At 68.1% G+C, this 26,403-nt stretch carries 24 protein-coding genes; 9 read left to right on the top strand and 15 right to left on the bottom strand.

The window, feature by feature from the left end:
* Positions 1–552: 552 nt before the first annotated feature.
* The 3 genes from ACX80W_RS14410 (at position 553) to ACX80W_RS14420 (ending at position 3,213) form a co-directional block, all read left to right on the top strand.
* The gene (locus tag ACX80W_RS14410; protein WP_459284436.1) at positions 553–1,293 is read left to right on the top strand and encodes an SDR family NAD(P)-dependent oxidoreductase; all 741 of its coding nucleotides are present in this window, start codon (positions 553–555) and stop codon (positions 1,291–1,293) included.
* Positions 1,294–1,374: 81 nt separating this feature from the next.
* Positions 1,375–2,445, top strand: a complete 1,071-nt coding sequence (locus tag ACX80W_RS14415) for an alkene reductase (protein ID WP_459284438.1) — start codon at positions 1,375–1,377, stop codon at positions 2,443–2,445.
* 309 nt (positions 2,446–2,754) lie between these two features.
* Positions 2,755–3,213, top strand: coding sequence for a MarR family winged helix-turn-helix transcriptional regulator (locus tag ACX80W_RS14420; protein ID WP_459284440.1), 459 nt, complete (start codon positions 2,755–2,757; stop codon positions 3,211–3,213).
* A 185-nt stretch (positions 3,214–3,398) separates the two neighbouring features.
* Here the strand turns inward: ACX80W_RS14420 and ACX80W_RS14425 are convergent, their stop codons facing one another.
* The 8 genes from ACX80W_RS14425 to ACX80W_RS14460 form a co-directional block, all read right to left on the bottom strand.
* On the bottom strand, positions 3,399–3,770 hold the full coding sequence (locus ACX80W_RS14425; RefSeq protein ID WP_459284442.1) for a DUF4190 domain-containing protein: 372 nt from the start codon (positions 3,768–3,770) through the stop codon (positions 3,399–3,401).
* A gap of 460 nt (positions 3,771–4,230) precedes the next feature.
* Positions 4,231–4,785, bottom strand: coding sequence for a dihydrofolate reductase family protein (locus ACX80W_RS14430; protein WP_459284443.1), 555 nt, complete (start codon positions 4,783–4,785; stop codon positions 4,231–4,233).
* 59 nt (positions 4,786–4,844) lie between these two features.
* On the bottom strand, positions 4,845–5,624 hold the full coding sequence (gene nagB, locus ACX80W_RS14435) for a glucosamine-6-phosphate deaminase (RefSeq protein ID WP_459284445.1): 780 nt from the start codon (positions 5,622–5,624) through the stop codon (positions 4,845–4,847).
* A 34-nt stretch (positions 5,625–5,658) separates the two neighbouring features.
* Positions 5,659–6,456, bottom strand: a complete 798-nt coding sequence (locus ACX80W_RS14440; protein ID WP_459284447.1) for a DeoR/GlpR family DNA-binding transcription regulator — start codon at positions 6,454–6,456, stop codon at positions 5,659–5,661.
* 3 nt (positions 6,457–6,459) lie between these two features.
* Positions 6,460–7,308: a class II fructose-bisphosphate aldolase gene (locus tag ACX80W_RS14445; protein WP_459284449.1), complete on the bottom strand. Its 849-nt coding sequence runs from the start codon at positions 7,306–7,308 to the stop codon at positions 6,460–6,462.
* Entirely contained in the window at positions 7,308–8,279 is a 972-nt protein-coding gene (locus ACX80W_RS14450; RefSeq protein WP_459284451.1) for a 1-phosphofructokinase family hexose kinase, read from the bottom strand. The genes ACX80W_RS14445 and ACX80W_RS14450 overlap by 1 nt, the downstream gene beginning before the upstream one ends.
* A 32-nt stretch (positions 8,280–8,311) precedes the next feature.
* Entirely contained in the window at positions 8,312–9,325 is a 1,014-nt protein-coding gene (locus ACX80W_RS14455; protein WP_459284452.1) for an ROK family protein, read from the bottom strand.
* A 3-nt stretch (positions 9,326–9,328) separates the two neighbouring features.
* Positions 9,329–10,258: an SIS domain-containing protein gene (locus ACX80W_RS14460; RefSeq protein ID WP_459284454.1), complete on the bottom strand. Its 930-nt coding sequence runs from the start codon at positions 10,256–10,258 to the stop codon at positions 9,329–9,331.
* A 392-nt stretch (positions 10,259–10,650) separates the two neighbouring features.
* Here ACX80W_RS14460 and ACX80W_RS14465 point away from each other — a divergent pair, with 392 nt between their 5' ends.
* The 4 genes from ACX80W_RS14465 to ACX80W_RS14480 all read left to right on the top strand — a co-directional run bounded on the left by ACX80W_RS14465 (position 10,651) and on the right by ACX80W_RS14480 (position 14,248).
* Complete coding sequence (locus ACX80W_RS14465) at positions 10,651–11,895, top strand: extracellular solute-binding protein (RefSeq protein WP_459284456.1); 1,245 nt, start codon at positions 10,651–10,653, stop codon at positions 11,893–11,895.
* A 105-nt stretch (positions 11,896–12,000) separates the two neighbouring features.
* Positions 12,001–12,930, top strand: a complete 930-nt coding sequence (locus tag ACX80W_RS14470) for a carbohydrate ABC transporter permease (RefSeq protein WP_459284458.1) — start codon at positions 12,001–12,003, stop codon at positions 12,928–12,930.
* Position 12,931: 1 nt separating this feature from the next.
* Positions 12,932–13,840, top strand: a complete 909-nt coding sequence (locus ACX80W_RS14475) for a carbohydrate ABC transporter permease (protein ID WP_459284460.1) — start codon at positions 12,932–12,934, stop codon at positions 13,838–13,840.
* Positions 13,841–13,933: 93 nt separating this feature from the next.
* The gene (locus ACX80W_RS14480) at positions 13,934–14,248 is read left to right on the top strand and encodes a DUF6457 domain-containing protein (RefSeq protein ID WP_459284462.1); all 315 of its coding nucleotides are present in this window, start codon (positions 13,934–13,936) and stop codon (positions 14,246–14,248) included.
* A 130-nt stretch (positions 14,249–14,378) separates the two neighbouring features.
* On the opposite strand, the gene ACX80W_RS14485 is transcribed toward ACX80W_RS14480, so the two are convergent.
* The 7 genes from ACX80W_RS14485 to ACX80W_RS14515 form a co-directional block, all read right to left on the bottom strand.
* Positions 14,379–15,866, bottom strand: a complete 1,488-nt coding sequence (locus ACX80W_RS14485) for an RNA polymerase sigma factor (RefSeq protein ID WP_459284464.1) — start codon at positions 15,864–15,866, stop codon at positions 14,379–14,381.
* Entirely contained in the window at positions 15,848–16,225 is a 378-nt protein-coding gene (locus ACX80W_RS14490) for a YciI family protein (RefSeq protein WP_459284465.1), read from the bottom strand. Before ACX80W_RS14490 ends, ACX80W_RS14485 begins: the two co-directional genes overlap by 19 nt.
* Positions 16,226–16,328: 103 nt before the next feature.
* Complete coding sequence (locus ACX80W_RS14495) at positions 16,329–18,683, bottom strand: FdhF/YdeP family oxidoreductase (RefSeq protein ID WP_459284467.1); 2,355 nt, start codon at positions 18,681–18,683, stop codon at positions 16,329–16,331.
* 119 nt (positions 18,684–18,802) lie between these two features.
* Positions 18,803–19,720, bottom strand: coding sequence for an aldose 1-epimerase family protein (locus tag ACX80W_RS14500; protein WP_459284469.1), 918 nt, complete (start codon positions 19,718–19,720; stop codon positions 18,803–18,805).
* A gap of 186 nt (positions 19,721–19,906) precedes the next feature.
* The gene (locus ACX80W_RS14505; protein WP_459284471.1) at positions 19,907–20,809 is read right to left on the bottom strand and encodes a carbohydrate ABC transporter permease; all 903 of its coding nucleotides are present in this window, start codon (positions 20,807–20,809) and stop codon (positions 19,907–19,909) included.
* On the bottom strand, positions 20,806–21,801 hold the full coding sequence (locus ACX80W_RS14510; protein WP_459284473.1) for a carbohydrate ABC transporter permease: 996 nt from the start codon (positions 21,799–21,801) through the stop codon (positions 20,806–20,808). The genes ACX80W_RS14505 and ACX80W_RS14510 overlap by 4 nt, the downstream gene beginning before the upstream one ends.
* Before the next feature lie 6 nt (positions 21,802–21,807).
* Complete coding sequence (locus tag ACX80W_RS14515; protein WP_459284475.1) at positions 21,808–23,124, bottom strand: ABC transporter substrate-binding protein; 1,317 nt, start codon at positions 23,122–23,124, stop codon at positions 21,808–21,810.
* A gap of 188 nt (positions 23,125–23,312) precedes the next feature.
* Here ACX80W_RS14515 and ACX80W_RS14520 point away from each other — a divergent pair, with 188 nt between their 5' ends.
* Positions 23,313–24,371 (top strand): LacI family DNA-binding transcriptional regulator, encoded by a 1,059-nt coding sequence (locus ACX80W_RS14520; RefSeq protein ID WP_459284477.1) that lies wholly within the window; start codon positions 23,313–23,315, stop codon positions 24,369–24,371.
* A gap of 90 nt (positions 24,372–24,461) precedes the next feature.
* The gene (locus tag ACX80W_RS14525) at positions 24,462–26,375 is read left to right on the top strand and encodes a glycoside hydrolase family 2 TIM barrel-domain containing protein (RefSeq protein WP_459284479.1); all 1,914 of its coding nucleotides are present in this window, start codon (positions 24,462–24,464) and stop codon (positions 26,373–26,375) included.
* Positions 26,376–26,403: the final 28 nt, after the last annotated feature.

The raw sequence follows: 26,403 nt of genomic DNA on the forward strand, positions 1-26,403 counted from the left end.
ACCCGCCGAGCCCACGCTCCGTCGAACCCCCAGCGTCCGAAGCGCCGCTGGCCGGGTGCCGGTCCACACAGAGGATCGCTTTGTCGGGGTCGCCGAGGTGCTCGGCGAACCGCTCGGCCGACAGTTCGGTGTCGAGGAAATGTTGGATGTCCCGGGGTCCGAGCCGGGCGGGCGGGCCAGCGGGAAGGTCACGGCGGCGCAGGCAGCCAGCGCGGCGGCGTCGGCGGGCACGGCCGGGCGGACAGCGAAGCCCATCCTGTCATTATTGCCGTTGCCGGGGCGATCCGGTTCGGCAAGCGCAGGGGAAGAACCCGGTGAACGGGACGATATCTGGAGAGCTGGACCGCAGCGCACCCCCGGCAGCCGACCGGAATAAATCCGGTTCCACCCTTGCTATACATGTGGTCGGCAACCTAAACGGGATGTCGACAGTGCGTCAGCAGGAGCGCTGGAGTCGGCCCCCCCCCCCCGACAGGGAATAGGGTCAGCGCTCCGGGCACTATACATGTGGCTGGCAACGTAAATTCCACCCGACCATCCAAGGAAGACATCATGAACAGCAGTCGAGTAGTACTCATCACCGGCGCAGCGGGCGGCGTAGGAACCGTCCTTGTCGAGAGGTTCCTCGCCAACGGGGACACCGTTCTCGCCACGGATGCCCGAGAAGAAACCCTCACCGCATGGCGGCAGCGGTACGATGCCGATGCGAGGCTCGCCATCATTGCCGCAGATGTCTCCTCCGAGGAGGACATCGCCCGCGTCGCCGATTTCGCCCGCAGCACTGCCGGGCGCATCGATGTGCTGATCAACGCCGCAGGCTACTTCCCGTTCTCCAAGGTCGAGGACATGACGTCGGCCCAGTTCCGCAAAATCATCGACATCAATCTGACCGGCACCTTCCTGATGGCCCAGGCAGTCCTGCCCCTCATGAAGGGTTCGGACGCCGGCCGGATCATCAACTACGGCTCGGGATCGGTCTTCGACGGAACCGCGGGCCAGGCCCATTACGTTGCCGCCAAGGCCGGAATCATCGGGTTCTCCCGTTCCCTGGCCCGCGAGGTCGGCGGATACGGCATCACCGTCAACGTCATCACCCCGGGACTGACAGTCACCGAGGCGGTCCGCGACAGCTTCCCCGCCGAAATCCTCAAGGCGCAGCGCGACGCCCGCGCCCTGCAGCGCGACGAGGTACCCGAGGATCTCGTGGGACCCACGCTCTTCCTGGCCTCGGAGGACGCTTCCTTCATCACCGGACAGATCCTCAACGTCGACGGCGGCGCGTCCATGTACTGATGCCCGGGGCGCCGCCCGGGTCGCCTTCCAGCTCCACCTCAACCCCACCGGAATTTCCACATCCAATCGATCGGAAAAACAATGTCCAACCTTTTTGAACCCACCACCGTCGGCAACATCACCCTGAACCACCGCCTCGCTATGGCGCCCATGACCCGCGGCCGGGCGAACGCCGACGGCACTCCCGGGGAACTCGCCGCCGAATACTACGCCCAGCGCGCCTCGCTGGGGCTGCTCATCACCGAAGGCGTCCAGCCCTCGGACGACGGGCAGGGCTACCTGAACACCCCCGGCATCTACACCGATGCGCACGTCGAGGGCTGGAAGGCGGTGACCTCGGCTGTCCACGACGCAGGCGGTGCCCTGTTCATTCAGCTGATGCACGCAGGGCGGATGTCGCACCCGGACAACACCCCGCACCACCGCACCCCGGTGGCCCCCTCGGCCATCGCCCCGGGTGTACCGGTGTTCACTGCGGCCGGTCCGCAGAATATCCCCGTGCCCAGGGAGCTGAGCGTTGAGGACATCGCCGCGACGGTGAAGGACTTCCGCACCGCGGCCGCCGCGGCCATCCGGGCCGGAGCCGACGGCGTCGAGATCCACGGCGCCAACGGGTACCTGCTGCAGCAGTTCTTCGCCCCCAACGCCAACGAGCGCACCGATGAGTACGGCGGCTCCATCGAGAACCGCTCCCGCTTCGCCCTCGAGGTTGCCCGCGCCATCGCCGAGGAGATCGGCGCCGAGCGCACCGGCATCCGCCTCTCCCCGGGCCTGACCCTCGGCGACCTCAACGAAGGTCCCGAATCGGCCGATCTCTACCGGTACCTCGTGAAGGAGCTGGCGAAGCTCGACCTCGCCTACGTGCACGTGCTGCACATTGGAGACGAAGAACTGCTCCGCGACATCCGGGCCGCATTCCCCAACACCCTGCTCGTGCTGCGCGCCGGACGGGCCCGGGAGGACGTGGCCGCCGACGTCGAGGCCGGACTGGCCGACATCGCCCCGATCGGGACGTGGGCGCTGGCCAACCCCGACGTCGTCGAGCGCCTGAAGACCGGCGCCGAGTTCAACGAGGGCAACCCGGCGACCTTCTACGGCGGCGGCGCCGAAGGCTACACCGACTATCCCGTCCTGGAGCCTGCCGGCAGGTAGCCACTCAGCAGGGCGATGGCACCAGCGTGCCGCTGAACGACCATCGATGGGTGGAGGGGCCTACGTCCCCTCCACCCATCGGTCTGCCCTGGCAGGATCGGTCCGGCACCCCGGTACCCCTGCGCCTGGACCTTCGGGTCCCGTCCCCGCGCACGAAGGCCCGGGGCTGGTCTACGCCCGTCGGGGCACTCCGGGGCACTCCGGGGCGCCGGGTGCTACGGAATGCTAGGGTTGACCCGCTTGGGCGCGGGAAACCGGGTTGAGCCCGCCCGCCCCTCACCTCAGGACAACAAACCAAAGGCAGCAATCGTGAAAACCCCGAACGGAAGTGCGGAGTCCCAGCCCTCCACAGCCCGCAACTTTCCCGTCGGCTGGGCCATCTTCAGCCTGGCCCGCTCACACCGGGCACTGGCGGCGTCAACGCTTTCGGACCTTGGGCTTTTCCCGGGCCAGGAACTGATCCTCATGCAGCTCTGGGATGAGGACGGCCAATCCCAAAAAGCGCTCGGTCAGACCCAACGCTTGGACCACTCGACAATCGCCAAGTCCGTGCGCCGACTCGAGGCCGCGGGCCTGGTCAGGCGGGAGAAGTCGAGTGTCGATGGCAGGGTCACCCTTGTCTTCCTCACCGATGCCGGCCAGGCCCTCCGGGACCGCACACTCCGGATTTGGGAGGAACTCGAACGGAAGACGGTGCAGAGCCTCACGGCCGACGAACAGGCGCAGCTCATCACCCTCGCCCGCAAGATCATCCCCAACCTCGAGTAGCAGTCCCGGCCTTCCCGCCCGATGCGGCACCCGGCCCACCCGAAGCATCCAAAGATCGACCCGATGCCTTGGGAACCGGCCGCGGTGGGCGGGGTGATTCTCCGCCCACCGGGGCCGGTTGGTCGGAGGCCAGGCCCCGGTGGCCTCCTTCCGGCGGTCCGAAGCCGATTGTCACCACCGCAGGGCTAGGGGCATTGCACCTCCGCGCCACGGACCTCCACCGTCGTTCCTGAGCCCAGGCCCTGGCACTGTTCAGTCAGCTGCACGAAGTCCGGGACGAGCGACGCGACGACGAAGGCGCCGATCACCAGCAGTACAGTGCCGATCAGCCCAACGATGATCCCGGCGAGGGCGGTCCCGGTACGCGTCCCCTCTATTCGCGCCCTGACCATCGCGATGATGCTGATGATCAGCCCCACGGGGCTGATGAGGAACGCAAGGATCAGGCCGACGATGCCCAGGGTCCTACCCCCGGCCGGGCGCCGGGCGCCGGCGCCCTCCCCGGGTGTCTCCTGGTAATTCTTTCCTGCGGTGCCTTGAAGCGGGTAATTCGACATTATTTCCTAACGGCCTGGGAAGGCATGGTCGTTCGTGTGGGAAATGGCATTCTCCGCACACTGATTCGCTTGTTTCCTTTTCAGCCTACGCGGCGGAAAGGCCCTAACTGCCCGGAAAGCGGGAATGTCATCCGATAGAAGTACGGAAGTCATCCGATGGACTGAGAGGCCCTCGAAGCCGCCGATCTCACCTCTGTCCCTGCCTGGGGAGGAGGAGCCCCGCGGATTGGCCGGAACATCGGGTAGGGCACGCAGGAGTGGGGAAGGGGAGCGAGGGGTTGCTGTTTTTTGTTGGAGCAGAAATAGGCGGCGCAGTGTCGGCCGCTCGAATCGTATTTCTGTCGATCCCGGGTTGCGGGCCAGCGGGCGGTGAGGGCTAATAATTCTTAATCGGGTGGAATTCCCGTGCTGGATTCCACCCGTTTCGTTTATTCGGTCAACCCGTTCGGCGCGCGGCCCGTCAGCGCCGCACGTCGTAGATGAGCTGGGCGAACTGCCCCTGCTGGGTGGCTTCCCGCAGGACCAGGGCGTCGGGGTTCACCTTCCGCGGTAGCACCGGGGCGCCGCCGGTCAGTGCGGCCGGCGCCACCGAGAGCTGGATCTCGTCGAGGTGGCCGCTGTCAAGGAACTGCCCGGCGAGGTCGCCGCCGCCGACAACCCAGATGTCCTTCCCGCCTGCCGCCTCGACCAGTCGCGGATAGGCCGCCTCCACGGACCCGCTGACGAAGCGGACGTCGGCTCCGCGGGGCACCGGCAGCGTCCGGGAGGTGAAGACGAAGGTTGGGCGCGGCCCGAAGTAGGCGGGCCACTTTTCGGGTGCTTCGAGCAGTTTTTCCTCCCGGAGGACCCACTCGTAGGTCGTCGATCCCTGCACCAGCACCCCGATGCCGGAGAGGAAGCGCTCATGGAGGGAGGGGTCGGGGGCTTCGGCGGCGAAGAGCCAGGCCAGGGAGTTGGACTCGTCGGCGATGAACCCGTTGAGTGAGGTGGCGGTGTTGTAGATGACGCGCGGCATGACAGCAGGGTAGTGGCTTTGCGGAGGAAGTGCAGCCCTGCTTCGGGCCGCCGGCGCGGTCAGGGCGAACCGGTGGTGCCCTCGACGGGATTGTCCTGGACGAAGCGGTAGTACTCACGGAGCGTCAGCTGCTGTGCTGCCTCCTCGTCCATGACCAGGGTGGCCCGGGGGTGGAGCTGCAGCACGGACGCCGGGCACATGCTCGACACCGGGCCTTCCACGGCCCGGGCGATGGCATCGGCCTTGGCCGCCCCCTGGGCCACGAGCAGTACCTCCCGTGCCTCGAGGATGGTGCCGAGCCCCTGCGTGACGCAGTGCCGCGGCACCTGCTGCACATCGGCGAAGAACCGCGCGTTGTCGAGCCGGGTCGCCGACATCAGGGTCTTCACCCGGGTCCGGGAGGCAAGGGAGGAGGTTGGCTCGTTGAAGCCGATGTGACCGTTGCGTCCGATGCCGAGGATCTGGAGGTCGATGCCGCCGGCGGCCGTGATGGCGGCCTCGAACTCGGCGCACGCCGCCGGGAGGTCGGCGGCGTTCCCCTGCGGCACGTGGACCTTCGAAGGGTCGAGCCGGAGCCGGTCGGTGACCTCGCGCCGGATCACCGACGCATAGCTCTCGGGGTGGTCGGAAGGCAGCCCGACATACTCATCGAGCGCGAAGGCGGTCAGTGCGCCCAGGGCAGGCGTCCACCGGCGCTCCAGCTCCTGGTAGAGGGACAGCGGCGAGGACCCGGTGGCCACCCCGAGGGTCCGCAGCGTGCCGGCGGACAGCCGGCGGAGGATCCGGTCAGTGGCGTATCCGCCGATGTCGGAGGCGTTGGCGAGGATGACGATATGCATGGGGAGCCGATCGGTGGAGCGGATGCGGGACGGGTCAGAGCGGGACGGGCGGGGCGATCAACACCTTCGTCCCACCGGCTTCGAACGCTTCTTTCTGGGCGGCGGTGATGCCGCTGTCGGTGATGAGGTTGTTGAACACGTAGCCGGTCATCGTGGCGAAACTCCGCATGCCGATCTTTGAGGAGTCCGCGACGATGTACGTCTCGGAGGCCCGGCGCGCCATCAGGGCGTTGACCGCCGCTTCGCCCTCGTCGTTGACGGTCGGCCCGATCCCGGGGTCGAGGCCGTTCACGCCGACGAACGCAAGGTCGAGGGCCACCCGCTGGAGGATGACGTCGGTGTAGGGCCCCACGAGCTCGTAGGAGCGCGGGTTGACGACCCCTCCGGTCACCATGATGCGGATGTGCGGCCGCACCACAAGCTGCACCGCGATATTGATGGCGTTTGTGACAACCGTGAGCGTCGGCTTGTTGGAGGGCTCCATGAGGTCCGCACGCATCCCGAGGACCTGGGCGATGGCGGTGCTCGTGGTGCCGCCGCAGAGCCCGATCACCGCGCCCATGGGCACCAGGGCGCTCGCGGCCTGGGCGATCGCCTGCTTCTGGGCCGTGTGGTCGTCGCGGTTGTAGCGGGTCGGCAGGTCGTATGCCACCGATTCCATGGTGGCCCCGCCGCGGGTCCGGGTGAGGAGGCGCTGGGCGGCGAGGCTGTCGAGGTCCCTGCGGGCGGTGGCGGGGGAGACTTTGAGCTCGGTGACGATGTCCCCGACCTGGACCTGCCCGTCGGCGGCGAGCAGGTCGAGGATGGCATTGAGCCTTTCGGTTTTCTCCATGGCCTAGCGTCCGCCCGGTCCGGTGGCGATCAGCGTCAGGAGGCGCCCCGCCTCGGGCGCCAGGGCCTGCCGTCCGGCGCCGAGGTAGCGCCGGGAGTCGACGAGGTCTGGTTGCTTTTCGAGGACGCCCCGCACGGCCCGGGTGAAGAAGCCGTTGAGGTGGGTGGAGATGTTGATCTTGGTCATTCCAGCCTTTACCGCCTCCACAAGTGATCCATCGGGAACGCCGGAGGACCCGTGGAGGACCAGGGGGATCTCCAACGACCGGCGCAGCTCGCGCACGAGGTCCACATCAAGGGACGCGGTCCGTTCGGTCATCGCGTGGGACGAACCGACGGCGACGGCGAGGGCATCCACCCCGGTGGCATCCACGAAGGCGCGGGCTTCCCCGGGGTCGGTGCGGACCCCGGGCGTGTGCGCGCCGTCCTTGCCGCCGACCCTGCCGAGTTCGGCCTCGATCAGGACGCCGCGGTCGCGTGCGTGCCTGGCAACCCGCGCCGTCGCCTCGACGTTCTCCGCGTAGGGCAGGCGCGCGCCGTCGTACATCACCGAGCCGAAGCCCAGCCGGATGGCCTCATGGACGAGGTCCTCGTCTTCGGCGTGGTCGAGGTGCAGCGCCACCGGGACCGCTGCGGCAGCAGCGACGGCGCGGCAGGCCAGCGCCAGGGGCTCGAGCGCCCCGTGGTAGCCCGCGCAGTTTTGGGAGATCTGGAGGATCACCGGCAGCCCGGCCGCCTCGGCTCCTTCGACTATCGCCTCGGCGGTCTCCAGGTGCAGCACGTTGAAGCCTCCGATGCCGGTACCGGCGGCGAAGGCGGCCTCGAGGATCTCGCGCGTGGGGGTGAGTCCCATCAGGATTCCTTTCCGGGGGGTGGAAGGTCCGGGGCGCTGGTTCTTGGAGATGCGCCGTCGTCGTGCCGGGTCACCGAGACTCTCGCGGAAAGGCTCAGATGGTCGGGGTGGATCCCGCCGGCCGTCGGCATGAGCACCGCGGCCGCCGACCACGCGGTGGCCCGGCGGAGCATCTCCCCGAGCTCCCCGGACCCTGCGGCGAACAGGGTGGCGAGTGCCGCGACGGCCGCGTCGCCGGCTCCTGTGGCGTTGCCGTGCAGCGGCTCGGGGAGGGCTGCGTGGAGGTGGCTCCCGGGTGCGTCGGCCGTGAACGCGAGCATCCCGTCCCCGCCGCAGCTGACGAAGACGCAGCGGGCTCCGAGGCCGAGCAGGAGCCGTGCGCCGCGGACCGGGTCCTCTTCCCCAGTTGCCTCGCGCAGTTCCTCCGCATTGGGCTTCAACGCGTCGGCGCCGGCTTCGGCCGCCCGGAGCAGCCCCGGGCCGGAGGTGTCGATGATGCAGGGAATTCCCGCTTCCGCGCACCGGCGCACCAGCACCGCGTAGAAGTCGGCCGGCGCCCCGGGAGGGAGGCTTCCCGAGCCGACGACGCAGTCGGCGCCGGGGAGGGCGTCCCCGACCGCGGCCCGGAGCCCTGCCCACTCCGCCGGAGTGAGGGCGCTGCCGGTTTCGTTGAAGAGAAGGGTGCTGCCGGCTGTCGGATCGTGGAAGGCGAGGCTGCGGCGGGTGGGGGCGGTGGTCGGCACGAGGACCGAGGGGAGGCCGCTCGCGGCGATCTCGGCTGCGTACTGCTCGCCGGTCGGTCCGCCCACGGGTGCCAGAGCGAGTGTCGGATGGCCCTGCTGGTGCAGGACGCGGGAGGCGTTGACGCCCTTCCCTCCGGCCCGCACCGCCGGCGCCGTCACGCGGTGGCTGGCCCCCAGGACGATTCCCGGCACCGTGTAGGTCTCATCGAGGGCCGGGTTGGGGGTCACTGTGAGGACCGTGCCCGCTGCGGATCGCGGCGTCATCCCGGGCGCACCAGGTCCCGGGCCCGCAGCCCCGCACCGATGAGGCCCGCGTCCTGGCCGAGGATCGAGGTGAGGATCCGCGGAGCCCGCAGGAAGGACAGCCTCGATTCGACCCGTGAGCGCAGGGGCTCCAGCAGTGCCGGGCCGGCCTGGGCGAGTCCGCCGCCGAGGATGACGGCTTCGGTGCCGAGGATCGCGGTGAGCTGGCCGATGCTGAAGGCAAGCGCATCCACCGCCTCCTGCCACACCTGCGCGGCGTGCCGGTCTCCGCTCTGGGCGGCCCGCAGGACGGCCTCTGCTCCGGGCACCGCATTCCCTGAGAGCTCGGTGTAGCGCCTCGCGATGGCGCCCGCCGAGCCGACGGTTTCGAGGCATCCGTTAGCCCCGCAGGGGCACCGGGTGCCTCCGGGAACCTCAGCGTGGCCGATCTCCCCGGCGTACCCGTCGGCGCGCACCCGCCGTCCTTCGCAGAACACCGCACCGGCGATCCCGGTGCCGATGATCAGAACGACGGCGTCGCGCAGGCCCCGCCCGGCGCCGGCGCGCATCTCGGCTTCCCCGGCGATGCTCACGTCGTGCCCGAACGCCACGGGGAGGCCTGTGGCGCGGGTGAGTTCGGCGGTGAAGGGATAGTCGCGCCACCCGAGGTTGGCCGACATCCGGCCGATGCCTGCCTCTTCGTCGACGAGTCCGGGCACCACGAGGCCGATCGACTCGACGGAGCACCCCGGGTGCCTGGCGAGGTAGTCGGAGGTCAGCGAGGCGACCTTGGCGACCACCACCTCACCGGGGCGTCGCCCGTCCCGGGGCGTGGGGACGCGCAGGAGGGAATGGAGCCGGCCCGCCTCGTCCACGAGGGCCGCCTTCATGTCGGTGCCGCCGACGTCGAAGGCAAGGACCGTACGTGGCGGAGGCGCACCGAGGCCGGCGCCGGGCCGGGTTCCCTCTTCCTCCGTCAGCCCCGGTGGCGGGCCGGCCAGCGCTCCCGGTCCACTCTTTCCTCCGCTCATCGCTCAGCCTCCAAGGATGACGGAGCGGGTGAGGTTGCGCGGAGCGTCGGGGTCCAGGCCGCGGGCCCGGGCGCGTTCGAGTGTCACCTTGTGGACCCGCACCAGCTCGGCGAGCGGGTGGAGTCCCGAATCGATGAACAGGGCCCCGGTGGCGGCGACCTCCGCGCCGAGGCCGTCGGGGGCGTTCCCGAAGGACCAGGTGACCCGGCCGGGGGCCGCGATGGCGATGGGGCCGTGGCGGTATTCCATGGCGGGGTAGGACTCGGTCCACCCCTGGACGCCCTCGCGCATCTTGAGGGCGGCTTCGTGGGCCAGGCCCACTGTCCAGCCGGTGCCGAGGAAGCTGAACTGCTCCGCATCGAGCAGTTCCTGTTCGGTCGTACCGTCCAGCGCCCGCCGGGCGTCCGCCACGGCGTCGGTCAGGTCCTCGCCCACGGTGGTCAGCAGGTAGGCGAGGGCGGTCGTCGCGAAGCGGGTCTGGACGACGGAGGACTCGTCGGCATAGGGGAGGGCGACGACGGCGTCCGCCAGCGCGGTTGCCGGCGAACCGGCGTCGCCGAGCAGGACGACCGTTGGCGTGCGTCCCCTGGCCTGGCCGAGGACGGAGAGGATCTCGCTCGTTGTCCCCGAGCGGGTGATGGCGACGATGCAATCGTAGGAGCGGGAGGCCAGCACCGGGGCTTCCGAGGCGGCGAATGCGTCGGTTTCGCCCCTGCCGGCCGCTTCGCGGGCGGCAGCATACGCCTGCGCCATGAACCAGGAGGTTCCGCATCCGATCACGGCGACCCGGCTTCCATCCGCCGGCATCAGCCGCTCGGACCGGGCCTGGGCAATCGCCTGCTCCCAGACCTCGGGCTGGGAGGCCAGTTCCGCTGCCATGTGCCGGCCGGGGGCCGCCGCGGTCGACGCTGCGGGTTCGCTGGGCTGTGCCATGGGACTCCTTTGGGCGGTGCCACCCGGTGGGGCACGGGGTGGAGGGGGAGAAGACTGCTCCCATGATGCGGCGTGATCGAAGTCAAAGTCCAGCAATCAGTAGCAATCATTACGGAATGCCCCCGCGGAACCTCCGGGGGACGTCGCGGGACGGAGTGGGGTGCGATGGGATGGGCGTACGGTGGAGCCACGGACCGGCCACTTTTCCCTTGACGTGAGACGTAGATCACGTCATTCTTTTGGGACTAGGTGATTTTTGGTGATCGTGAGAAGCCTTGAAGTGCCAAAAACCACCACATTCGCATTCGATTTCCGAGCCGCACCCATTCCCGCCCGCGCCCGTTCGACCGGGGATCCGGGCCGGGCCACCATTCCACCTGAAAGAGGAAGTCATGAAGAGCAGACTGCGCAAAGGTCTCGTAGCTGCCGTCGCCGCAGGGACCCTGATGGTCACCTCCTGCGGTTTCGGTGGAGGTGGATCCGAAGCGGAAGGCGAAGGCGGAGACACCACGATCGACATGCTCGTCCCGAGCTACTCCGACGCCACCAAGGGCTTGTGGGAAGGGGTCGTTGAGGAGTTCGAAGCGGCCAATGACGGCATCACGGTGAACCTGCAGATCGAATCCTGGGAAAACCTCGAGTCGGTGCTGCAGACCAAGATCCAGTCCGGCGAGGCCCCCGACATCTATAACGGCGGGGCGTTCTCGGCCTTCGCCTCCGAGGGGCTGCTCTACCCGGCAGAGGACGTCGCCTCGGAGGACATCATCGGCGACTTCCAGGATTCCTTCGTCGAGAACGAATCCTTTGAGGGGACCCAGTACGGACTTCCGCTGCTCGCCTCTGCCCGCGCCCTCTTCTACAACGAGGACCTGATGGAAGAGGCCGGCGTCTCCGCCCCGCCCACCACCTGGGACGAGCTCTACGACGCGGCCCAGAAAATCACCGCCACGGGGACGCCAGGCTACGGCATGCCCCTGGGCTCCGAGGAAGCCCAGGGCGAGAGCCTCATCTGGTTCGCAGGAAACGGCGGTGATTTCGGGGACGAATCCGAAATCACGGTCAACACGCCGGAGAACATCGAAGCGGCCGAGTTCATGAAGAAGATGATCACCGACGGCCTCACCCAGCCCGACCCCGGTGCCACCCAGCGCACCCCGATGATCAACGTTTTCGCCCAGGGCCAGATCGGCATGGTCTATGCGCTGCCCCAGACCGTTGGCCAGATCGAAAAGGAAAACCCCGACCTCAACTACGGTGTCGCGAACGTTCCGACGAACACCGGGGAGCCCGCAACGCTCGGCGTCGCGGACCGGCTGATGGCCTTCAAGAACGATGGAAACAAGCAGGAGGCCATCACCAAGTTCATGGACTTCTTCTTCGAAACCGACACCTACGTCCCGTGGGTCGAGGCCGAAGGGTTCCTCCCGACCACCAAGAGCGGCTCCGAGGCGATGGCATCGAACGAAGTCCTGAAGCCGTTCCTCGAGATGCTTCCCGACGCAAAGTTCTACCCCACGTCCAACCCGGCGTGGAACGCAACGGATGGCGCCTTCAAGTCGCTCATGGGCCAGCTTGAGGACCAGGACGCCAAGACGGTCCTTGACCAGATCCAGGCCAAGGCCGACTCCGCCGGCTGACGAACGGCTCCCGCCGCACGTCAACGGCAAAAATCTCTCGCCAGCAGGGGAGCCGGTCCGGTCCGGCCGGCTCCCCCGCGTTCCCCAAGGAACGGTCCGCACCCCATGAGCACTTTGTCAGCCCCGGTGATCCGGGAACGGAAACGCGGCGTCGGTCTCCAGAACCGTGACAGCCTGTGGGCGGCCCTTCCCTGGGTCGGGCCTGTGCTGCTCCTGATCTTCGGAGTCGTCCTCTTTCCCGCCGCGTACATGATCTACTCCTCGACCCGGCGGATCAGCCAGGCCGGGACCAACGTCGAAGGCGTCGGCTTCGACAATTTCGCCACGGTCTTCGCCGATCCGAACCTTCCCCGGATCCTGCTCAACACGTTCGTCTGGGTGGTCGTCGTCGTGTCGGTGACGGTCATCCTCTCCCTGCTGCTTGCCAACTTCCTCAACAAGCCCTTCCCAGGACGGACCTTCGTGCGGATGGCCGTGATCGTCCCCTGGGCCGCAAGCGTCGTCATGACGACGACTGTCTTCTACTACGGGCTCGACCGCGACTACGGCATCATGAACGCCTTCCTCGTGGACATCGGCGTCCTCGATTCCACCTACGGCTTCACGAAGAACGTCGCCACGGCGCTCGGGGCCGCGATCGTCGTCGGAATCTTCGTCTCGATCCCCTTCACCACCTACACCCTGCTCGCCGGGCTGCAGGCAGTTCCAGCCGACGCCCTCGAGGCGGCCACCATGGACGGCGCGGGCCCCGTCCGCACCTACTTCAGCGTGGTGCTGCCGCAGCTGCGCGGTGCGCTCGCGGTCGCGGTGCTGATCAACGTCATCAACGTCTTCAACAACCTGCCGATCCTGCGCATCATGACGGGGTCGATCCCCGGCTACAGCGCGGACACCCTCATGACCTACATCTTCAAGGTGCTCCAGTTCGACCGGCGGCTCGACATCGCCAGCGCCCTCAGCGTCGTGAATTTCGCCGTCGTCGTCCTGATCGTCGCGGTGTACGTGAAGGTCGTCCGACCCATGAAGGAGACCTGAGGTGTCAGTAAGCGCCCCGGCGAAAGCCACGACCCTCCCGCCGCGGCAGGCCCGCACCCGCAAGTACGGGCCCGACGGCGTGAGCGGCCGGCGGATGGGCCTGCGCATCGCCGTCGGGGCCGCCGTCGCCGTCGTCTTCCTGACGCCGTACCTGATCATGCTCGTGGGCTCGCTCAAGACCCGGCCGGAAATCCTTCGGGTCCCACCGCGGTACCTTCCGCAGGAGGGCCTGCAGCTCGACAACTACGCGTCGATGTGGTCGACCCCCGAGACCCCGCTGCCGTACAACCTCATCTCGACCCTCATCATCTCGATCTTCGCCACCCTGCTCGTGCTGCTGGTGGCGACCCCCGCGGCGTACTACACGGCCCGCTTCCGCTTCCCGGGGAAGCTCGCGTTCCTGTTCCTCGTCATCGTGACGCAGATGCTGCAGCCGGCCGTCCTCACCGCGGGGCTGTTCCGCCAGATGCTCGTGCTCGACATCAACGACACCTGGCTTGCGATGATCCTCATCAACGCCGCGTTCAACCTCTCCTTCGCACTGTGGATCATGCACAGCTTCTTCGCCGGCATTCCGAAGGAGATCGACGAGGCGGCCCAGCTCGACGGCGCCGGCCGGCTCAAGGTCCTCTTCAGCGTGAATCTCCCACTCGTCTGGCCGGGCATCGTCACGGCGATCATCTTCACCTTCGTCTCGTCGTGGAACGAGTTCGCTGCCTCCCTAGTCATCATGTCGACGGCGGAGAACCAGCCGTTGTCGGTGGCCCTGACCAAGTTCATTGGCCAGTACGCGACAAGCTGGCAGTACGTGTTCGGGATTTCGATCGTCGCGATCATTCCCGTGATCATCCTCTTCGCCCTCATCGAGAAGCGGTTGATCGGCGGGCTGACCGCCGGAGCCGTGAAGTAGGCCGCGGCATTGTCCCAACTTTCCGTTGTGGACGGCTCCCGGCGGTGCTATCCCTAGAAGATGTCCGCAGCCGAGCGTTTCGAAGGAGAAGCGATGACAACGAGTCCCGACGCCGAGGAACGCGAGCTCAGTGACTGGAGCCGCACCCTGACCCAGGCGCTTCAGATCCTCGACCTTGAGGTGGATTCCGCAAGGATCGTGGAGGTGGCCCACCGCTCATCGGCCGCCGTTTCCCCGAACGCCGGGGCGATCAGTGCCTTCCTCGTCGGCTATGCGGCGGGCACGGTCACCACCAAGGGCCGCAAGGGCGCGGATGAGGCGGTGCAGAAGGCCGCCGCAACGGTGCTGCGGGTGCTCGCCACGGGCGACGAGCGCGAAGAAGAGGGTTGGACCGGCACCGCGCAGTAGAGGGACCCTGCCGAGTTTGCAGTACACCACCGAATACCGCTGCCGAAGGGTGGTGAGCTGCTGTTTCGGCGGGAGGAGGCGCCGGCGGCGGTGCCCGGGAAGAGGCGCCGGCCGCGGTGCCGAAGCGACCTCAGGTGCGTTCCGCGTTGGTGTCGGTCAACGGCGGCTCCGGCGCCGGGAGGCTCCCGAGGGCGGCTTCGAGGTAGCCGCGCAGCGCAGGGTCCCCCGTCAGGGCCAGGGCCCGGCGATAGGCTTCGGCCGCCTCCGCCGTGCGCCCGGCCTGCGCCAGCAGGTGGGCCCGGGTCGCCCACGCCGGCTGGAACTCCGTCAGCGCCGGAGCGTCGGCGGCGTCCAGGAAGGACAGCGCAGCCTCCGGACCCGAGGCCTCGCCCAGGGCCGCGGCGAGGGAGACGATCCCGCCGAGGGTGGGCATGCGGGCGAGAAGTGCCTCATGGAGGCGGAGCAGCGCCTGCCAGTCCGTCCGCCCCGTCCGGGCCCGGTCGCAGTGGACCGATTGCATGGCGGCCTCCAGCTGGAACCGGCCGATCCGCCCGAAGGAGGAGGCGCGGCGGAGGTGGGCCTCACCGCGGGCGATCAGTTCGGCGTCCCAGAGGGCGGTGTCCTGGCGGGCGAGCGGGACGAAGCCGCCGCCCGGGGCGGTGCGCGCGGGTCCCCGGGCCAGTGACAGGCAGATGAGTGCCGCGAGCCCGTGCACCTCCGGCTCTGCCGGAAGCAGCTCAGCGAGAACCGTCGCAAGGTACAGCGCCTCGGAGGCGAGGCCCTCGGGCGGGCCGGCATCCGCGCCTGTCTCGGGTTGAGACCCGGCGTCCGGCCCTGCCGGGTTGCGGGCCCCGGCGTCCGTGCCGGCCGGCTCACCGGGCCCGCCTCCCGCTTGGACCCTGCCGGCGCCCGGCAGGGCACTCCGCCAGTCGAGCGCATACGCGCCGTACACCGCCTCGAGCACCGCCGGCAGCCGCTGCTGCAGGACCGACGTGTCGGGCAGGACGAACGGAATGCGGGCCTCCCGGATGCGGCGCTTGGCGCGCACCAGGCGCTGCGCCATCGCAGGCGCTGGGACGGCGAAGGCCGAGGCGATGCGCTCGGACGGGATCCCGAGAACCACCTGGAGCATCAGGGGCGTGCGGACGCCCGGGTCGATCGCCGGGTGGGCGCAGACGAAGAGCAGGGCAAGGCGGCGGTCGGGGATCGCCCCGACGTCGATTTCATCCCAGTGCACCGCGCCGGGCACCCCGGAGCCGGGCCGGACAGGGGAGGGGACGGCCCCGGGGGAGCCTGCCCTCGGCGATGTTCCACCCGGAGAATCCGCAGCCGAGGCGCCGGCGTCGGACTCCAACGGCACCGAGGTGCGGTGGGCCGCCGACCGGTAGCGGTCCCGCTGCCGGTTGCGCGCCACGGTGAACAGCCAGGCCTCGGGCTTCTCCGGAATACCCGCCATCGGCCAGACGGTCAGGGCCTTGAGGAAGGCGTCGGCGAGGGCATCCTCGGCGGCCTGGATGTCACCCGTCGGTGCCGCGAGCAGGGCGAGCAGGCGGCCGTAGGAGGCGCGGGCCACGGCCTCGGCCCGCGCCCCGGCGGGGCTCAGGCCGGTTCGCGCCACTGTCCCTCGCGGAAGGAGATCGCGGACGGGCGGATCTCGATCACCCCGTACTGGGCGCCGGGGCACTTCGAGGCCCAGGCGAGCGCCTCGTCGAGGTCCGGGACGTCGATGACGAAGGCTCCCGCCAGCTTCTCCTTCGTGTCGGCGAACGGGCCGTCCTGGATCGCGAGGCTGCCCGTCCGCAGGGTCACAGTGGTGGTCATCTCGGCCGGTGAAAGGATTTCGGCAGCCACGAGGATGCCCGCGGCGTCGAGCGACTTCGCGTAGGTGTCGAAGGCCTCCCGGAAGGGGGCCATGTCCTCCTCGGTGATGCCGGCGTCGGCGGGTTCGGGGTTGTTCAATAGCAGTGAGTAACGCATTGCAACGGCCTTTCATCAAGCGGGCGCGGGGTGCGTCCCGTATCTTCATGACGGCTGAAGGACCTCCGGATCGACATCCCTTCCCGGAAAATTTCCGGGGTGCTCAGGCCGGCGCGGGCGCGTCAACGGACGCCGTCGCCTCCGCGTCCGCCGCCCCATCGGTTGCGGTGGGCTCAAGCCGGATCAGGACCGCCTTCGACACGGGCGTGTTGCTGCCCTCGGCCACGGAGTCCAGCGGGACCAGCACGTTCGCCTCCGGGTAGTACGCCGCCGCGCAGCCCCGGGCGGTGGGGTAGGACACCACGCGGAAGTCGCGCAGCACGCGCTGCACGCCGTCGTCGTGCACCCCGTGCAGGTCGACCTGCTGGCCGTCGGCGAGGCCGAGCTCCGCGATGTCCTCAGGGCTCACGAAGACGACGTGGCGGCCCTTGCGGATGCCACGGTAGCGGTCGTTGTGCCCGTAGATCGTGGTGTTCCACTGGTCGTGCGAGCGCACGGTCTGCAGGATCAGGGTGCCCGGCGGCCGTTCGAGGGACTCGAGGTCGTTCACCGTCAGCACGGCGCGGCCCGTGGGGGTCCGGAAGGTCCGCGAGTCCCTCGGTCCGTTGGGCAGCACGAAGCCGCCGTCCTGCCGGATCCGCTCGTTGTAGTTTTCGCAGCCCTCCACCACCCGGGAGATGTGCTCGCGGATGAGGTCGTAGTTCTTCTCGAAACCGGCCCAGTCGGCCTTCACCCGGTCGCCGAGCGTCTCGCGGGCCAGACGGCTGATGATCGCCGGTTCGGAGAGCAGCGTGTGCGACACCGGCTCGACGCTGCCGAAGGAGGGGTGGACGGCGCAGACCGTGTCCTCGACCGAGACGAACTGGCGCCCGCTCTCCTGGACGTCGATCTCGGTGCGGCCCATCGTCGGCAGGATGAGGGCCTCCTCGCCGGTGATCAGGTGTGAGCGGTTGAGCTTGGTGGAGATCTGCACGGTCATCTCGGTGTTGGCGAAGGCCGCCTCGGCGACCTGCGTGTCGGAGATCGCCGACACGAGGTTGCCGCCGAGGGCGATCATCACCTTGATCTTCCCGTCGCGCATTTGGTGGATGCTCTCGACGGCGTCGACGCCGTGGTCGCGCGGAGCGTCGAAGGCGAACTCCTTGCCGAGCGCGTCGAGGAAGGCAGGCGGCATCTGCTCCCAGATGCCCATGGTGCGGTCGCCCTGCACGTTGCTGTGCCCGCGGATGGGGGAGGCCCCGGCGCCGGGCTTGCCGATATTGCCGCGCAGCAGCAGCAGGTTGATGATCTCCTTGATGGTGGGGACAGCCTTCTTCTGCTGCGTGATGCCCATCGCCCAGGTGATGATGACCCGTTCCGCCCGCAGGTAGCGCGCGGCGAGCTCGTCGATCTCCTCGGAGCGCAGCCCCGTCGCCTCGAGCACCGCCTGCTCATCGAGCTGGGCGAGGTGCTCGCGGAGCTCCTCGAGGCCCTCGCAGTGCTCCTCGAGGAAGGCGTGGTCGAGGACCTTGCCCGGATTCCTTGCCTCGGCTTCGAAGACGCGCTTGGAGACGGCCTGCAGCAGCGCCATGTCTCCGCCGAGCCGGATCTGCAGGAACTGGTCGGCCATTTCGGTGCCGCGCCCGACGATGCCGCTGACCCGCTGAGGGTTCTTGTACCGCCGCAGCCCTGCCTCTGGAAGCGGGTTCACGGCGACGATCTTGGCGCCGTACTCCTTGGCCTCCTCGAGCGCGGTGAGCATGCGGGGGTGGTTCGTGCCCGGGTTCTGGCCGAGGATGATGATCAGGTCCGACTTCGCGAAGTCGTCGTAGCTGATGGTGGCCTTGCCGATACCGATGGTCTGTCCCATGCCCCAGCCGGAGGACTCGTGGCACATGTTGGAGCAGTCGGGCAGGTTGTTGGTGCCGAACCCGCGCACGAACAGCTGGTAGAGGAACGCCGCCTCGTTGGAGGTCCGGCCGCTGGTGTAGAACGCAGCCTCGTGCGGGGAGGCCAGGGACTTGAGCTTCCCGGCCACGATGGAGAACGCCTCGTCCCAGCCCACCGGCCGGTAGTGGTCCTCACCGGCGGGCTTGTAGACGGGTTCGATGAGGCGCCCCTGCATCCCGAGCCAGTACTCGGTCCGCGCGCGCAGGTCAGTCAGTGAGTGCTCGGCCCAGAAGTCCGAGCCGATGACGACGGGGGTGGCCTCCCAGGTGACCGCCTTGGCCCCGTTTTCGCAGAATTCGAACGTCTTGCGGTGGTTCGGGTCCGGCCAGGCGCAGCTGGGGCAGTCGAAGCCGTCCTTCTGGTTCAGCGCCAGCAGGGTCTTCCGGGACCGGTCCACCCCCATGTGCTCGAGTGCCGGCTTCAATGAGTAGTAGACCCCGGGCACGCCGGCGGCCCAGTCCTTCGGCCGGTCCTTGACCTCGACGTTCTTCTCGTCGGGTTCCTCGACCGGAGGGTTGCTGCGGACCACGGTGCACTTCCCTTCTTCCGGTGCCGCTCGCCGTCGAGCGCGCGCCGGTCCATCTATCGAACACCTTGTCCCTCAGGACTAGCAGGCTCCGGGGGCCGCCGCAACCATTTGCTGGCCGCTCAGAGGGCGTGGATGCTCCAGTGCGCCTCATGTGAGCCGCCGGGCTGCAGCACCACGAGGTCGGTGCCCGAGTTGAAGGCATCCGGCGGGCATGTCATCGGCTCGACGGCCATGCCGAGACGGGAGAGAACGGGGTCCGGCTGGTCGGCCGTGTGGACCTGGACCCAGGGGCAGTCCCGACCGAAGGTGATACCGGCGCCGCGGCCGTCGGCGCCGGTGACGCCCACCGTGACCCGCCCTCCGCCGTCGTAGGCAAGGTCCGTAAAGGCGTGGTCGATAAAGGTGGTGCCGACGGTGCGCGGCGTGCGGAAATCGAACGCCTCGTGCACCGGGTCGAGGGTCGTGGGGATCAGGCGGTCCTCGGTGACGTTCAGGACCGAGTCCGCCGGCAGGGAGAGGGTCCAGTCGTCGACGCGGCCCGTCCCGCCTACGAGGTACGGGTGCGGTGCGGTGCCGTAGGGGGCGGGGGAGGGCCCGGTGTTCGTCGCGGTGACCGTCGTGTGCAGCCCGGCGTCGTCGAGGAAGTAGGTGGCATGGATCAGGACGCGGAACGGGTACCCGTCCTGGGGCACAATCTCGGCGCTGAGCCGGACCGACGACTCGGTGCGGGCCTCGAGGAGCCAGTCCTGCCAGGCGAGCAGCCCGTGCAGCGCGTGGCCCCGGTTGGGCTCGGTGTGAGCGAGAAAGTGTTCGCTCCCTCCGAAGGTGTACCGTGCGTCGACGACCCGGTTCGGCCAGGGGGCCAGCAGCGCGCCGCGGAAGAAAGGACGGACCTCGTCCTCCCCATAGGGAACGACGAGGTCCCGGCCATCGAACCGCAACCGGCGCAGTGAGGCTCCGACGCTGGCGATCTCGGCGGTGTAGCTTCCGGAGCGGAGCGTGTACTGGCGGCCCGAGAGCGGTACTTCGGAGTCCATCGGTGGCATGCGTTCCCCTGGGTGGTGAGGTGGCGGTTCTGGGGCACTCCGCCGGGACGGGTGGAGGTGCCTTTCGAAGTCTAGTGCGCCCGCACCCGGCCCCGCCCGATCCGCCGGGGCTTAAACGCCGATTCCCCCGGCGCAGGTGCCGGGGGAATCGGAGGGGGATCGATCAGCCTTCAGGGGTTAGCCCTTCACACCGGAGCGTGAGACCCCTTCGATGATGAAGCGCTGGAGGAACACGAACAGCGCAAGGACCGGGAGGCTCGCCATCACGGCGCCGGCCATCAGGAGGTCGTACCGCACGGCGTTGGCCGACTGGAGTGTCGAAAGGCCCGCGGGCAGGGTCTGCACCTCGGGGCTGAAGAGCACGTAGATCGGCCACAGGAAGTCGTTCCAGTTGGTGAGGAACGCCAGCAGCGCCAGCGTCGCCATGGCGGGCTTCGCGAGCGGCAGGATGATCTTCGTGAACATCTCGAACCGGTTCGCCCCGTCGAGCCGGGCGGCTTCCTCCAGGTCCTCGGGCAGCGCTCCGAAGAACTGCCGCATGAAGAACACGCCGAAGGCCGACGCCGCGGTGGGGACGATGATCGCCACGAGGGCGTTGAGCCAGCCGAGGCCGCTCACGATCAGGTAGTTCGGGATGATCAGGATGACCGGGGGCACCAGCAGCGTGGCGACAATGACGCCGAACACGATCTTCTTGCCTCGGAACTCCATCCGCGCCAGCGGGTAGGCGGCGAGGGCGGAGATGACGACGACGAGGGCCGCGTGGAGCAGGGCGGCCACCATGCTGTTGAGGAACCAGCGGAGCACCGGGGTGCTGCTGCCGGGCGCCAGGATCGACTCGTACGCCTGCAGCGAGAACGGGTCGGGGATCCAGCTCGGCGGAATTCCGGTGGCATCCGCGCGCGTCTTGAAGGACGTGACGAACATGAAGATGAGCGGGCTGATGAAGATCAGCGCCACGATGCTGAGGACGATCAGCCGCAGGACCATCCTGCGCCGCCCGGCCGGGTCGGCGCGCTTGGTGGCCAGGCCTCCGCTGTTTCCCGCTCCGGAGGCGCCGGACTCGGTGAGCGCTGTCATTTCCCCTCCTTCTTTTCACGGAAGAGCCAGAACACGATGAGGCTCAGGAGCATGAGGAACAGGGTGAGCACGTAGCTCATGGCTGCGGCGTTGCCCATCTGGAAGTTGCGCAGGCCCGTTTCGGCGATCTGGTAGATCGCTGTGCGGGTCTCACGGCCCGGACCGCCCAGGGTGATCAGGTAGGACTGGCCGAACATGTTCACCGAGGCGATGAGCGTGACGATGGTGACGAACGACAGCACGGGGCGCAGCCCCGGGATCGTGACATTGAGGAACTGCTGCCACTTGTTGGCGCCATCGACCCGTGCCGCTTCGTAGAGCTCCGCGGGGATGTCCTGCAGGGCCGCGAGGTAGATGACGGCGTTGAACCCGAGGGTCCACCACACCGTCACGCCGACGAGGGCGACCCAGGCCGCGGGGGTCGAGGTGGTCCAGGCGATATCGTCCGGCAGGCCCAGCACGCCCAGGTAGTAGTTGACGAGGCCGATGTTGTTGTCGAGCAGGTAGCGCCAGAGCACCGAAATCACCGCGACGCCGAGGACGTACGGCGCGAAGTACACGGCGCGGAAGAAGTTCCGGCCCGGGAATTTCGAGGCCATCAGCAGTGAGACGGCCAGCGGGATGGTCAGCAGCAGCGGAACGCTGAAGACCGTGAAGATCCCCGTTGCCTTCATCGAGCTCCAGAAGCTCTCGAAGTAGGGCGAGTCGGGCTGGAAAAGCGACACGTAGTTCGCCACCCCGACGAAGGGCTGAAGCGGACGGGTGTAGTCCCAGGCGTGAAGGCTGATCCAGAGGCCGAAGACGATGGGGATGAGGACGAACCCGATGAAGAGGATCAGGTACGGAGCAAGGAACAGCCACGGCGTGCCTGCGGCCTGCTTGGCGACACCCTTATTCGTTTTCGGGGCCGCAATCGTGGTGGGCGTCGTGGTCGACCGGCGCCCGGGCGCCTCCTCCTTCGAGGAGGCGCCCACCTGGGATGAGGATTTCATGACCGGCTATTTTCCAAACGAGGCTTGGTTTTCTTCCATCAGCTGGGATGCTTTCGCAGCAACTTTTGAAAGGGCTTCCTTGGGCTCCTGCTCGCCGAGGATGGCGTTGTCGACGCCGACCTCGAGGGTTTCGGCCTGGACGGTGCCGAGCCCGGGGACGGGCGGGAGGAACTTCATCGAGTCGACCTTCGCAGCGATCGGTTCCTGCGGGGTTCCATCGAGGGCGCCTTCTTCACGCACCGACTCACGGGCCGGGATCATGCCCGAACCGGCCCAGGTGTCGGAGTTCTCGCTCATCCAGGCGATGAACACCTTCGCGGCGTTCAGCTTGTTCTCGTCAGGAGTCGCCTGGCGGGGGAGGAAGAAGTTGTGCGAGCTGGCCCACACGGCGTCTTCCTCGCCGATCACGGGGATCGGGGCTGCGGCGTAGGGCACACCCGCGGCTTCGAGGTCGTTGAACTGCCAGATGCCGTCCCAGGTGATCGAGTTCTCACCGTTCTTGAAGGCGACGTACTGGGAGTCGATCGCGACGTTCTTGGGGCTGTAGCCGTTCTCGATGATCGAGGTCTGCCACTCGAGCCCCTTGACGCCGGCTTCGGAATCGAAGGTCGCCTTGGCGCCGTCGGCGTCGTAGGGCTCGCCGCCGTTCTGCCACAGGAGCGAGAGGTTCATGAGGTGGCTGGGCCACTTCGCGGGCATCCAGAACGGGTTTTCGTAGCCGGCGTCCTTGAGCTTCTTCAGGGCGTCCTCGAAGGATGCGGCGTCGGTGGGGGCCTCGGTGATGCCCGCCTTTTCGAAGTGCTCGGTGTTGTAGTACATCGCCAGGGAGTGGACGTCCAGGGGGATGCCGTAGCGCTTGTCCTCGTACACGCCGGCGTCCCAGACCTCTTCGGTGAAGTCGTCACCGGTCAGTTCGAGTTCCTCCGCGAGGTCGTCGACGGGGACGATCACGTTGCGGGCGGCGTTGGTCGACAACTGCTCAAGGTGCATGACGCCGACGTCGGGGCCCTCGCCGGCCTGAACGGCGGCGGGGAGCTTCTGGTACATGTCGGCCCACTTGATCGTGTTGGGAACGACCTTGATGTTGTCGTGTTCGGCGTTGAACTCTTCGACCATCTGTTCCATGAACGGGCCGTCACCACCGGTGAACCCGTTCCAGTAGTCGAGTTCGACCTTCGGGCCGGTGTATTCACCGGTGAACTCCGAGGCCGCGCCCTGCTGGGCGCCGCCGCCGCCGCAGGCGGTGAGCGCCAGAAGGGCGGTGGCACCGATGGCGGTGGCTGTGGATATACGGCTGCGAATAAACCGCTTCGGATAGGTCATCATTGTCCTCCTCGGTGAAAGTGGTGCTCGGCGCCCGGGGACGCTTCACATCGTTGTCCGGCGGCCGGCCGCAGGGCGGCGGTCCGTAGACGTTGCCCCAAGATACAGCGCTGTAAACTACTATGTCTAGTAAGCCCGAACGGTCCCGAAGTGTCCACTAGTATTAATTTTTCACCGAGGGGGTGGCAATGAAGCGTGTAAGGCTTGTCGATGTCGCCGAGGTCGCCGGCGTATCGACGAAAACCGTGTCCAATGTCGTGCACGACTATCCGCACGTGGCGCCCGAGCTGCGGAGCCGGGTGCAGGCCGCCATCGACAAACTCGGGTACCGTCCCAACCTCACCGCCCGGCGCCTCGTCACCGGGAAGACCGGCATGATCGCCCTGGCCATCCCGGAGATCGACCACCCCTACTTCTCGGAGCTCTCGCGGCAGATCGCCGAGGAGGCGGCACGGCGGAACTACCGGGTCATCATCGAGCAGACCCTGGGCAAGCTCGAGGCGGAGCATGCCGTCCTCGAGGACCGGGAGGCCGGCCTGGTGGATGGGATTATCTTCCATCCGGTCAGCATCGGCGCCCTGGCCATCGCCAAGCTCCACCACGACACTCCGCTTGTCCTGCTGGGCGAGGGTGCGATGCCGGTGACGAGCGACCACGTGATGATCGATAACGTCGCCGCTGCGGCCGAAGCGGTGCGGTTCCTGGCTGACCAGGGCCGCCGGCGGATTGCGTTCCTGGGGGTCGTCCAGAATGATGTGACCTTCTCGACCGACAAGCGGCTGCTCGGGTACCAGCAGGGACTTCTCGAAGCGGGGCTGGATCCTGATCCCGACCTCGTCCTGTCGGTTGCCGACTTCTCGCCCGAGGCCAGCCGGGAGGCGGTCCGGGCAGCGTTGGAAGGCGGGATCTCCATCGACGGGATCGTCTGCCGCGACGACAAGTTCGCCGCAGGGGCGCTGAGGGCCTGCGACGCCGCGGGCACCGCCGTGCCGGGCGAGATTGCGGTCGTTGGGTGGGACGACACCGCGATTGGCAAGTACACCACGCCCAGCCTCACCTCCGTGGCTCCGGACAAGCAGGCTCTTGCCTCGACCGCGCTCGAACTGCTGACCGAGCGCATCGACGGGTTCCGGGGCGTGGGCCGCCACCGGATCGTTCAGCACAGGCTGACCGTCCGGCAGAGCACCCCGCCGCTGCCCGCCGGTTCGAGGGTCCCGCAGGGCGCTCCGGCCGTCCCTTCTCCCTGACCGGGCGCCCGCGCGGCGGGTGCCCAGCTTCTGTGACGCAATGAACGAAACGACTTTACAGCGCTGAAAAATTCGGACAGGATTGACGCCATGCCAAACTCTTCCTCCTTCAGCGCAAGCACCCAAGACGGCACGTACCCGCGGCCACAGCTCGTCCGGCGGCATTGGCACGACCTGTCGGGGGAATGGGAGTTCGAGCATGACGACGCCGACGAGGGGCTCGCCGGCGGGTGGGCAACCGGTGGAGGCAGCTTCAGCAGGCGGATCCTTGTCCCGTTCCCGCCGGAATCGACCCGGTCCGGCATCGGGGACACCGGCTTCCACCCGGTGGTCTGGTATCGGCGCACCCTGACGCCCGGCGATATCGCCGCGAGCGGATGGACCGGCGGGGACGACCGGGTTATCCTCCACTTCGGGGCGGTGGACTACCGGGCCTCGGTGTGGGCCGGCGACAGGCTGCTCGGCACCCACGAGGGCGGCCAGACCCCGTTCTCCTTCGACATCACCGAGCAGGCGCGGACCGGGGAGGACTTCACCGTCGTCGTTCGGGCCGAGGATGACCCCCACGACGTCTCCCAGCCGCGCGGCAAGCAGGACTGGCTCGAGGAGCCCCACGTCATCTGGTACCACCGCTCGACCGGAATCTGGCAGCGGGTGTGGCTTGAAGCCGTCCCCGCCACCTCCATCCGCCGGCTCGCCTGGCGTTCCGACGTGCCGGGCGGTGCGGTGAGTGTCGACGTCGAACTCTCCTCCCGTCCCCTCGACGAGGTGAGCGTCCGGGTCGAACTCAGCTACCGGGGCACTGCGCTCGGCACCCACCAGGCGTTCTCCATGCAGCCGCGTTTCACGATGACCTGCGCGCTGGCGCACCAGGCCAACGGGCAGGCCTACGAGTCCCTCCTCTGGTCACCGGATCACCCCCGGCTCCTTGACGCGCGCGTTGTGCTGATGGACGGGGAGGGCAGGGTCCTCGACGAAATCTGGTCCTACCTGGGCCTGCGGAGCGTGGGCGAGGCCGGGGGCCACTTCCTGCTCAACGACCGTCCGTTCTATGTCCGGTCGGTGCTCGAGCAGGGTTTCTGGCCGGACTCGCTGTTCACGGCGCCGGACTCGCAGGCGATCCGCGACGAGGTCCAGCTGATCAAGGACCTCGGGTTCAACTCGGCCCGGCTGCATGAGAAGGTCGAGGATCCGCGGTTCCTCTACTGGGCGGACCGCCTGGGCCTGCTGATCTGGGGCGAGATGGGAAGCACTTTCGAGTTCTCCCCGACCGCCGTCCAGCGGGTCGCCCGCGAGTGGATGAGCGTGATCGAGCGCGACATCTCCCACCCCTCGATCGTCACCTGGGTTCCCGTGAACGAGAGCTGGGGTGTCCAGCACATCTCGCACGACCCCGCCCAGCAGCACTTCGTCCAGGCCCTCTACCACCTCACGAAGGCCCTTGATCCGACCCGTTCCGTCGTCTCGAACGACGGATGGGAACACGCCGAGTCGGATCTGCTGACCATCCACGACTACACGACGACCCACGAAGGGCTGCAGGCGAACTACGAGGATGCGGCGGCGGTAAATTCCCTGGTCGACGGGGTGGGGCCGGCCGGCCGGCGGCTGACCCTCCTTCCCGGCGGTGGAAGCGGCAAACCGGTGATGGTCTCCGAATTCGGCGGAGTGACCTACGCGCCGGACAGCCCCATCGCCACCTGGGGGTACTCCACGGTTGAGTCGGCGGAGGACTTCGCCGACCGCGTCGGTGGGCTGTTCTCCGCACTGCAGACGAGCCCGGTGCTTGCGGGATTCTGCTACACCCAGCTCACCGACACACTGCAGGAGGCCAACGGGCTGACCGACGAGAACCGGAAGCCGAAGCTTCCGGTCGAGGTGATCCGCGCCATCGTCACCCGCGGTGCCAAGGAGACCCACGACAATGTCGTCGAGGAAGCCGAGTGGATCGTTCCGCAGTGGCAGCCGGGGTCAGCGGTGTCCTCTTCCGTCGGCTCGTCCTGAGCCGCGTCCGCGCTTCCGCCCGCCCATC

It is taken from the genome of Arthrobacter melezitosi, from assembly GCF_054511055.1.

Bases quoted from the DNA above. Each gene is read 5' to 3' on its own strand.
- ACX80W_RS14425 (WP_459284442.1), bottom strand. From the start codon at position 3,770: ATGTCGAATTACCCGCTTCAAGGCACCGCAGGAAAGAATTACCAGGAG.
- ACX80W_RS14410 (WP_459284436.1), top strand. From the start codon at position 553: ATGAACAGCAGTCGAGTAGTACTCATCACCGGCGCAGCGGGCGGCGTA.
- ACX80W_RS14525 (WP_459284479.1), top strand. From the start codon at position 24,462: ATGCCAAACTCTTCCTCCTTCAGCGCAAGCACCCAAGACGGCACGTAC.
- ACX80W_RS14470 (WP_459284458.1), top strand. From the start codon at position 12,001: ATGAGCACTTTGTCAGCCCCGGTGATCCGGGAACGGAAACGCGGCGTC.
- ACX80W_RS14460 (WP_459284454.1), bottom strand. From the start codon at position 10,258: ATGGCACAGCCCAGCGAACCCGCAGCGTCGACCGCGGCGGCCCCCGGC.
- ACX80W_RS14480 (WP_459284462.1), top strand. From the start codon at position 13,934: ATGACAACGAGTCCCGACGCCGAGGAACGCGAGCTCAGTGACTGGAGC.
- ACX80W_RS14505 (WP_459284471.1), bottom strand. From the start codon at position 20,809: ATGACAGCGCTCACCGAGTCCGGCGCCTCCGGAGCGGGAAACAGCGGA.
- ACX80W_RS14510 (WP_459284473.1), bottom strand. From the start codon at position 21,801: ATGAAATCCTCATCCCAGGTGGGCGCCTCCTCGAAGGAGGAGGCGCCC.
- ACX80W_RS14455 (WP_459284452.1), bottom strand. From the start codon at position 9,325: ATGAGCGGAGGAAAGAGTGGACCGGGAGCGCTGGCCGGCCCGCCACCG.
- ACX80W_RS14520 (WP_459284477.1), top strand. From the start codon at position 23,313: ATGAAGCGTGTAAGGCTTGTCGATGTCGCCGAGGTCGCCGGCGTATCG.
- ACX80W_RS14440 (WP_459284447.1), bottom strand. From the start codon at position 6,456: ATGGAGAAAACCGAAAGGCTCAATGCCATCCTCGACCTGCTCGCCGCC.
- ACX80W_RS14415 (WP_459284438.1), top strand. From the start codon at position 1,375: ATGTCCAACCTTTTTGAACCCACCACCGTCGGCAACATCACCCTGAAC.
- ACX80W_RS14500 (WP_459284469.1), bottom strand. From the start codon at position 19,720: ATGGACTCCGAAGTACCGCTCTCGGGCCGCCAGTACACGCTCCGCTCC.
- ACX80W_RS14490 (WP_459284465.1), bottom strand. From the start codon at position 16,225: ATGCGTTACTCACTGCTATTGAACAACCCCGAACCCGCCGACGCCGGC.
- ACX80W_RS14515 (WP_459284475.1), bottom strand. From the start codon at position 23,124: ATGACCTATCCGAAGCGGTTTATTCGCAGCCGTATATCCACAGCCACC.
- ACX80W_RS14465 (WP_459284456.1), top strand. From the start codon at position 10,651: ATGAAGAGCAGACTGCGCAAAGGTCTCGTAGCTGCCGTCGCCGCAGGG.
- ACX80W_RS14445 (WP_459284449.1), bottom strand. From the start codon at position 7,308: ATGGGACTCACCCCCACGCGCGAGATCCTCGAGGCCGCCTTCGCCGCC.
- nagB (WP_459284445.1), bottom strand. From the start codon at position 5,624: ATGCATATCGTCATCCTCGCCAACGCCTCCGACATCGGCGGATACGCC.
- ACX80W_RS14430 (WP_459284443.1), bottom strand. From the start codon at position 4,785: ATGCCGCGCGTCATCTACAACACCGCCACCTCACTCAACGGGTTCATC.